This window comes from Anaerotignum sp. (genome assembly GCF_017483025.1).
Classification (GTDB): domain Bacteria; phylum Bacillota; class Clostridia; order Lachnospirales; family Anaerotignaceae; genus Anaerotignum_A.
Genome location: NZ_JAFUMA010000026.1, coordinates 1 through 7,898, shown reverse-complemented (window position 1 = coordinate 7,898; position 7,898 = coordinate 1). Strand labels below are relative to the sequence as shown.

Annotated in this window: 8 protein-coding genes and 2 tRNA genes; 1 reads left to right on the top strand and 9 read right to left on the bottom strand. The window is 46.9% G+C overall.

The genetic code is table 11. The features are described 5' to 3' along the window. Window positions 1-25 precede the first annotated feature (25 nt). The 8 genes from IJ369_RS02495 to IJ369_RS02460 all read right to left on the bottom strand — a co-directional run bounded on the left by IJ369_RS02495 (window position 26) and on the right by IJ369_RS02460 (window position 6,384). Window positions 26-110, bottom strand: a tRNA-Leu gene (locus IJ369_RS02495). A 170-nt stretch (window positions 111-280) separates the two neighbouring features. Then, a tRNA-Leu gene (locus tag IJ369_RS02490) sits at window positions 281-365 on the bottom strand. 80 nt (window positions 366-445) lie between these two features. Then, window positions 446-1,033, bottom strand: coding sequence for a lysine exporter LysO family protein (locus IJ369_RS02485; protein WP_290715597.1), 588 nt, complete (start codon window positions 1,031-1,033; stop codon window positions 446-448). Beyond that, on the bottom strand, window positions 1,030-1,311 hold the full coding sequence (locus tag IJ369_RS02480) for a LysO family transporter (RefSeq protein ID WP_290715595.1): 282 nt from the start codon (window positions 1,309-1,311) through the stop codon (window positions 1,030-1,032). Before IJ369_RS02480 ends, IJ369_RS02485 begins: the two co-directional genes overlap by 4 nt. A gap of 83 nt (window positions 1,312-1,394) precedes the next feature. After that, window positions 1,395-3,020: an ABC-F family ATP-binding cassette domain-containing protein gene (locus IJ369_RS02475; RefSeq protein ID WP_290715593.1), complete on the bottom strand. Its 1,626-nt coding sequence runs from the start codon at window positions 3,018-3,020 to the stop codon at window positions 1,395-1,397. A gap of 161 nt (window positions 3,021-3,181) precedes the next feature. Beyond that, entirely contained in the window at window positions 3,182-4,057 is an 876-nt protein-coding gene (locus IJ369_RS02470; RefSeq protein WP_290715591.1) for a LolA family protein, read from the bottom strand. 225 nt (window positions 4,058-4,282) lie between these two features. Beyond that, window positions 4,283-5,002 (bottom strand): tRNA threonylcarbamoyladenosine dehydratase, encoded by a 720-nt coding sequence (locus tag IJ369_RS02465; protein ID WP_290715589.1) that lies wholly within the window; start codon window positions 5,000-5,002, stop codon window positions 4,283-4,285. Window positions 5,003-5,013: 11 nt separating this feature from the next. Further along, window positions 5,014-6,384 carry an HAD hydrolase family protein gene (locus IJ369_RS02460; protein ID WP_290715587.1) on the bottom strand — a complete coding sequence of 457 codons (1,371 nt, stop codon included), beginning with the start codon at window positions 6,382-6,384 and terminating at the stop codon, window positions 5,014-5,016. A gap of 172 nt (window positions 6,385-6,556) precedes the next feature. Between IJ369_RS02460 and IJ369_RS02455 the strand changes: the two genes are divergently transcribed. After that, a complete protein-coding gene (locus IJ369_RS02455; protein ID WP_330612901.1) occupies window positions 6,557-7,135 on the top strand; it encodes a hypothetical protein in 579 nt (192 codons plus the stop codon). Between the two features lie 5 nt (window positions 7,136-7,140). Here IJ369_RS02455 and IJ369_RS02450 read toward each other — a convergent pair. Beyond that, window positions 7,141-7,898 (bottom strand): zinc ribbon domain-containing protein (locus tag IJ369_RS02450; RefSeq protein ID WP_290715585.1); only part of this gene is annotated, 758 nt, incomplete at its 5' end.

The window sequence follows — 7,898 nt, the reverse complement described above, 5'->3', positions numbered from 1 at the left end:
TCGTCGATGGTCTTTTCCGCATTACTGCGGATGACAGGACTTGAACCTGCACGGGCGCAATGCCCACTAGAACCTGAATCTAGCGCGTCTGCCAGTTCCGCCACATCCGCACATCTCAGTGTGCTCAATTATAATAACGCATCGGATAAAAAATGTCAAGCATTTTTCTAAAAAATTTTCAAAAAATTGAAGATATCTCTTTTATCCCCAAAAATACATCTTCTTTTTCAGAAAAAAAGAAAAACCACCGACTTTTGTCGATGGTCTTTTCCGCAATTACTGCGGATGACAGGACTTGAACCTGCACGGGCGCAATGCCCACTAGAACCTGAATCTAGCGCGTCTGCCAGTTCCGCCACATCCGCACATCTCAGTGCGCTCAATTATAATAACGCACCGGATAAAATTTGTCAACACTTTTTTACAAAAAAAGAGAAAATTCTTTTTACAGGAAAACAGGAACCAACATAGGCACCAGAAGCGTGCAGATAACGCCGCTGACAAAACTCAACACTGCAACGGTAGCGTTCGTATTTCTGCTGATGATGCCCAGTGTCGTATCCATGGCGGTTGCACCCGCAGGGGCAATAGCGCAGTAATAATTCAGATGGCTGGCGATGAAAGGCACAATGATAAAGGTCAGCATTTCACGGAACACATTGGCAAGGAAAGAGATCGTCCCGCCAACAGGATTGCCCGCTTCTGTAATAAGAATACCGGAAAGGCTGTACCAGCCCAGACCAGCGGAGATAGCCAGACCATCCTTCACAGGAAGATTCGTCAAAAATGCCGTGAAGGCGCCGCCACACAGGGAGCCTACCACCACCCCAAAGGGGATCAGCAAAATTTTAAAGCCCAGTTCTTTGATGCGGGTGAAAACTTCCTTATTCAGGCCCATATCAATACCCACGGAAAACAGCAGGATAAGCAGCATATAGGAAGAAGCACTGTCGATGAACGCGCTGATATTTTCAGGCATCACAAAGCCTGCGCCAATGCCCAGCACCAGTACAACTAAAATCGCAAGACTCATTTCTTCCCCTCCTTTTCCAGAAACAGATTGGAGAGGACATAAACCACGATGATGCTGCAAAGAACCGTCAGGATGGCGAAAAGAACAGCCTTACCGCCCAGCAGCGGCAGGTTTTTCACGATGTCCCCATTTCTGCCGATGCTGACGCCCATACAGAAAATCAGGAGCATCAGCCATACGGTCTGCAGTTTGCTGTTTAATTTAATGCCTTTTTCGTTCAAAAGGCCTTTATATCCTATGAAAAATCCAATTCCCACTACGAGAAAGATATCCCACATTTTTTCATTCCTCCAAAATCTGCCCCTACGCAGGGCGCAGAGGCAGTTTTTATCTATCGTATGTTGTTACAGATATTGTGTGATCACTGCTGACTCATTTTTTCTCTCAGCGCGTCGATGTTTTCATCATCGATGTATTCATCGTATGTCATCTGTCTGTCAATGATGCCGCCGGGCAGGATTTCGATGATTCTGTCGGCAATGGTCTGTACAAACTGATGGTCATGGGAATCGAACAGCAGAGTGCCTTTATAGTCTGTCAGGCCTTCGTTCAGGGCTGTGATGGATTCCAGATCCAGATGGTTTGTAGGTTCATCCAGGATCATAACGTTAGCGCCGCTCATCATCATTTTGCACAGCATGCATCTTACTCTTTCGCCGCCGGAAAGCACGCTTGCTTCCTTCAGGGCTTCTTCGCCGCTGAAGAGCATTCTGCCCAGCCAGCCGCGGATATCGGAATCATACTGTTCGCCTTCCTTTGCGAAGGGGCGCAGCCATTCGATCAGGCTGTCTTTGTTGCCTGCGAAATATTCTGTATTATCCTTGGGGAAGTAAGCTGTTTTTGTTGTGATGCCCCATTTGAATGTACCTTCATCGGGTTCCATTTCGCCCATCAGGATCTGGAACAGTGTAGTTCTTGCAATTTCATCTTTCCCAACGAAAGCAACCTTTTCATGGGGGCGAATCATAAAGCTTACGTTATCCAGCACTTTCTTGCCGTCGATGGTTTTGGAAATGCCATCTACCAGCAGTACATCGTTACCAACTTCTCTGTCCTGCTTAAAGCTGCAGAAGGGATAACGGCGGCTGGAGGGTTTGATGGTATCCATCTGCAGGTTATCCAGCAGTTTCTTTCTGGATGTGGCCTGTTTTGCTTTGGAAGCATTGGCGCTGAAGCGCTGGATGAAGTCCTGCAGTTCTTTGATCTTCTGTTCCACGCGTTTGTTCTGGTCTTTCAGCTGACGCTGTGTCATCTGTGTATAGCTATACCAGAAATCGTAGTTACCTACGAACATTGTGATCTTACCATAGTCGATATCTGCGATGTTTGTGCAGACTTTATTCAGGAAATGACGGTCATGGGAAACAACGATAACGGTGTTTTCAAAGTTCATCAGGAAATCTTCCAGCCATTTGATGGCATGGATATCCAGATGGTTGGTAGGTTCGTCCAGCAGCAGGATATCGGGGTTGCCGAACAGGGCCTGTGCCAGCAGAACTTTCACCTTCTGACCACCTGTCAGTTCTTTCATTTTTACATAATGGAATTCGTTTGTCACACCCAGACCATTCAGCAGCATTTCTGCGTTGGATTCTGCGGACCAGCCGTCCAGCTCTGCGAATTCGCCTTCCAGTTCAGCGGCTTTGATGCCATCTTCGTCTGTAAAGTCTTCTTTCATGTAGAGTGCGTCTTTTTCTTTTCTGATATCGTACAGTCTTTTGTGACCATACAGAACACATTCTACAACTTCAAATTCGTCGAACATAAAGTGGTCCTGTTTCAGGACTGCCATTCTTTCGCCGGGCGTGATGAATACGGAGCCTTTGTTGGGTTCCATTTCACCGGCAAGGATTTTCAGGAATGTGGACTTACCTGCGCCATTGGCACCGATCAGGCCATAACAGTTGCCCTTTGTAAAGTTAATATTAACATCGTTGAAAAGTACTCTGCCACCATACTGGAGGCTGACACCCTGTGCAGCGATCATGTTTTTCTCTCCTTTTTCTCTATCTTTTTCTCCATTCATTGCGATAAACGCACTAAAAATTATTATAGCATGGATTGTATACAAAGTAAAAGCTATATTTCCCGTAAAAACAAAAAAACCTGTCTCAAAACATCGAAACAGGTTCATCTTTCACAATTTTATCATTCTCCGCTTTCCAGCAGGGAAATTTCTTTTTCATAATTGATGGCGTCACTTTTCGCCGCCGCAGGAATCTCTTCCGCCTGCACGCCGCCCAGCTGTGTCAATTCGGATGTAATCGTGTAAGCTTCCACCGTCACGCCGTTTTCCACGGTGCCGCCACCCAGTTCTTTCAGAACATTATTGGTCACTGTTTCCAGTGCCTTTGCCAGTTCCACCTGATAGGAAACAGGAGCCCCTGTTTTTTCATCCAGTGTCAAAGTTACGGGAACATCGCCCACGCCATTGAAATATACTTCAGACAAACCGCTCATACCCGCCAGCTGAAACCATTTGGTGTACTCTTCAACATCGTAGAATTTAGCTTCAGGGATGACAGCTGTCAGCTTCAGTTCTTTGCCGCCTTCCGCAATGGTCCAGTTTTCTGCCGCAGAGAGAATGGTCTCCATGTTATACAGCGTATGATAGACCTGCAGACCGCTCAACGCACTGTCCTTATCCATAGTCATCTCTGTCCACTGGCCATCATAACTCATATACTGATTGACTGCATCGCCATTTTCTTCCAGATAAACGGTATATTCCTGGGCAGTGCTGTCAAAGTCCATCTTTGTGTCTACTTTTACATACAGCGGTTCTTTTACCATAGTGATCTGACCATTGGTAATCGTCTGCCCGGTACCTTCCATGCTGACTACCACTTCGAAATCCGCCGTAAAACTATCTGCCTGCTCCAGCGTTTTATGAGCCGCCTGCACGTATTCCTCCGCAGAGCCTTCCGTAATGGTTTCCGCTGTCTCCGCAGCACTGCAGCCTGCCATAGCCAATATTCCGACAAAAACCGTTCCCAGCATCAGCCGCTTCATTTGTTTCTTCATAGGGATTCCTCCTTTTTGCCCTTCGTGCCGAAGCCCGAAAAAGGCAACAGAACACCACTTCTATTATTTTGATTTTATCGAAAAAAACATTCCTTTTCAAGTAGGTTGCCTTTTTTTCAGAAAAAACTAAGAATTCTGTAAGAATTCAGGAAAAATTCTCCACTGAATCCTCCAAAAACCAAAATAAAGAGGCCTTCGTTCCCCACAAAGGCCTCTCAGTATTTCTTATTCTGTTTCCATTTTCGTTATGTGTTTTATCACTTCCCCCGCCAGGATCATGCCTGCCACAGGGGGCACGAAGGAAAGGCTGCCGGGTATTTGTCTCTTCCCGGTTTCACTGGAATCGGCAGGCTTCAGGGGCAGTTCCTTGGAATAGACTACCTTCACGCCCTTGATGCCGCGGTCTTTCAGTTCCTTGCGCATCACCTTCGCCAGAGGACAGACGGATGTTTTAGAAATATCCGCCACCTCGAAACGGGTAGGGTCCAGTTTATTCCCCGTACCCATACAGCTGATGACTTCCGTTCCTGCTTTTTTGGCTTCTTCGATGAGCAGCAGCTTGGATGTGACTGTGTCGATAGCATCCACGATATAGTCGTAGGATGCAAAGTCGATGAGTTCTCTGTTTTCCGCACCATAAACCACAGGATATTCCACCACTTCCGTTTCGGGGCAGATATCATGGATACGTTCCGCCATAACTGCCGTCTTTTCCCGACCAACGGTTTTCTGTGTGGCGATGAGCTGGCGATTGATATTCGTCAGACTGACCGTGTCCTCATCAATGAGAGCAATATGGCCTACGCCACCCCTTGCCAGCGCCTCCGCCGCAAAAGAGCCTACCCCACCAATGCCAAATACCGCAACTCTTGCCTTTCTCAGTTTTTCTATCCCTTCTTTTCCCAACAGCAGCTCCGCTCTGGAAAAAACATGCAGTTCATCCATATCTATCCCTCTCAATCTTTTTTCTCTCTCAGTTCTTTGGGCAGCTTCTGCCAGGGCAGCCGTTCATACAAATGGAAGATCTGGCGAACAATACTGTCCCCGTTCTTTCCTTTCAGCTGCTTATGGGCGATCTCTTTCGCCTCGGGGATGGCATCCCCTGTGGCAAAGGAAAGATCCGCCGCCGCCAGCATGGAAAGGTCATTTTTATTACTGCCGAATGCCACGCATTTCTTCTGGGGAATTTCCGCCAGCAAACGCTCCAGCATATATTCCTTGGTAGCATTTTTATGATATATCTTCAAATGGCAGTATTCCGCAGACGTTTCTGATTTATCCCGCAGAAAATGCAGTTCCTCCTTGGTATCCATGGCTTTCAGCTCTGTTTCCAGTTCATCCGCCTCCACATCCTTCAGAACCAGCAGAATATAGACGATGATGCCCTCCTTAGGCACTTCCCCATTCACATAATTGCGATAGGGAGAACGACGGTTGGACAGATACAGCTGCTTTTCCGCCTCATTTTTAAAATCTTTAAAATCATTATAATAGATCAACAGGACATTCTGCCAGATCACATTCCGAAAGTAATGATAGCCTTTTTTATCCGCATGGGCGCAGATGGCATCTGCCAGTTCTCTGTCCAGCCCATTGGCGGCACGATAGCGCTTATCCTTTACATCATATAATACCGCCCCATCCATGGCGATGACAGGCAGGTTCAGATCCAGTTCCCTGATATCTGCCATCAGGGAGGCAGGCGTACGCTCTGTGGCAATGGTAAAAGGCAGCCCTCTGTGGAGCAGCTGATTCAGTTCAAAGAAAACATAGGGCGTGATCCCGTTTTTCGCATCATATAAAGCACCATCGAAGCCCGTCACGAAAAGACAGTCCTCTGCCTTTTTCCGTGGCAAATGCAGACTATTGACCCCCAGAGATACCAGGATGCCGATAATGGTTTCCACAGAACGATTCACCGCGTCAATGAGGGGAGGATTCCCTGCATTGGAAAGACAAATACTCAGAAGTACGATACCCGCCAAAGCCGAAGCCCCTGTTTTTTTCAGCAATACTGTCACATACATGACAGGAATAACGGCAAAGGAAATGATCATATACCGCAGGATGCGATATTCCCACGGAATGAAGCGGATCAGGTACAAAACCAGCAAGGCAAAGGCTGCCCCCAACAGCGTCCCGACGATACGGTTAAAAGCCGCTTCCACACTGTTTTCCACATAGGGCTGCATACAGATGATGGCGGCGATGGTGGAAAAGACAGGCACGCCTTCTTCTCCCCGGGCAAAATACAGCAAAAAACAGATCGCTACTGCCAGTGATGTTTTAATCATACGCATCCCTACTCTGGGAAGATTTGCTGTCATGGGGAGTCCTCCTTTCCGTTGTTCTATTGGCAAAGTATAGTGGAAATGTATTCTTTCTGTCAAGGCATTGAAGAAAATCGAAAGAAAAACGTAAGATGCACAAAAAAACCCCTCTCACATAGTATGAAAGAGAAACAGGCCTGTTTCCAAAAATTTTTCAGGAGGAATGTATATGAGTCAATATCCTTACGGCGATCGAGACAGAGATCGCTGTCAAAACGAGCCCAACTGCTGTTGGACACGCTGCTGTGTGCTGACAGGAGCTACAGGTGCAACAGGTGCCACAGGGGCAACGGGCGCAACGGGGCTGCAGGGCCCTCGAGGCTTCACAGGTGCCACAGGGGCAAGAGGGGCTACAGGCAACACCGGGGCAACAGGCCCTTACGGCCCCCAGGGCAATCCCGGGGCAACAGGCGCAACAGGTGCCACAGGCAGAGACGGTGTGACTGGGGCAACAGGTAATACCGGCGCTACGGGGGCGACGGGCAGAACTGGTGCTACTGGCGCTACAGGGGCAACGGGCGCTACTGGTAGCACCGGGGCAACAGGCATCAGCGAAACCATCACCATCCGCTTCACCACTACAGGCGAACCCGGCACAGACGCTTCTGTTACAGACGTAACAGGCAGCCCCGACCATGTTCTGGATTTCGTTATCCCCAGAGGTGCCGACGGTAATGATGGCAATGACGGCGCAACAGGGGCTACTGGCGCAACTGAGCCACTCATATTTGCACAACTTTCAGTCTAATATAGTTACCCTATTTTTACATCCTGCAACAATACCCTCTCCTTTCTATTGCTCTCGATATATTCCATGATTTTCTTATACTGATCCGCAAATCGAAATACAATTGTTAATGCACCATTGTCATGCACATAAATGGTATCAACTAATTCAACCAACAATCCTCTCTCCAGGTGAGTTATATTCTTATGTTTCATAAACATCTCGAAATACGGTTCATTGGATTTTATCCCTTTTTCCAGTGCCGCCTTTTCTTCTTCGAGATTTGCAATCACTGCCTGAAGCTGTTCTGTTTGCGTTTTGTACTTTTCTTTGATGCGTCTGTATTCTTCTTTTGTAATTTCTCCAGTACGCCAGTCCATATATAACGTATCTGAAATGGATTCCAATTTCTGAAGTTCCCTATTCTTTGCTACTAACGTCCCATTAATGCGTTTCGACGCTGTATGTACCAGCGGCGCACTTCCTATTTCTTCTACCAAGCCGTTTAGATCTTCCACCAGGTCAATTTGTTTTTGGATTGTCAGAAGTACTGCTTTTTCCAAAACATCTTCCCGAATGGAATGTTTTGTACAATGTTCTTTCGACTTCTTTTTGTAAGTAGAACAACTATAATATGTATATCCTTTCGATGATTTTCTTGTCATATGCTTTTTACAATCTGCACACTTCAAAAATCCTGAAAACAGATACACCGCTTTCTTCCCCGGTGCTGTTCTGGTGTCTCTTTGATGAAGAGACTGTGCTTTTTGAAAAGTCTCTTTAT

What these genes read in the sequence shown, in the direction of transcription:
- IJ369_RS02485 (WP_290715597.1), bottom strand. Translation starts at nt 1,033, where the DNA reads ATGAGTCTTGCGATTTTAGTTGTACTGGTGCTGGGCATTGGCGCAGGC.
- IJ369_RS02455 (WP_330612901.1), top strand. Translation starts at nt 6,557, where the DNA reads ATGAGTCAATATCCTTACGGCGATCGAGACAGAGATCGCTGTCAAAAC.
- IJ369_RS02465 (WP_290715589.1), bottom strand. Translation starts at nt 5,002, where the DNA reads ATGGATGAACTGCATGTTTTTTCCAGAGCGGAGCTGCTGTTGGGAAAA.
- IJ369_RS02460 (WP_290715587.1), bottom strand. Translation starts at nt 6,384, where the DNA reads ATGACAGCAAATCTTCCCAGAGTAGGGATGCGTATGATTAAAACATCA.
- IJ369_RS02480 (WP_290715595.1), bottom strand. Translation starts at nt 1,311, where the DNA reads ATGTGGGATATCTTTCTCGTAGTGGGAATTGGATTTTTCATAGGATAT.
- IJ369_RS02470 (WP_290715591.1), bottom strand. Translation starts at nt 4,057, where the DNA reads ATGAAGAAACAAATGAAGCGGCTGATGCTGGGAACGGTTTTTGTCGGA.
- IJ369_RS02475 (WP_290715593.1), bottom strand. Translation starts at nt 3,020, where the DNA reads ATGATCGCTGCACAGGGTGTCAGCCTCCAGTATGGTGGCAGAGTACTT.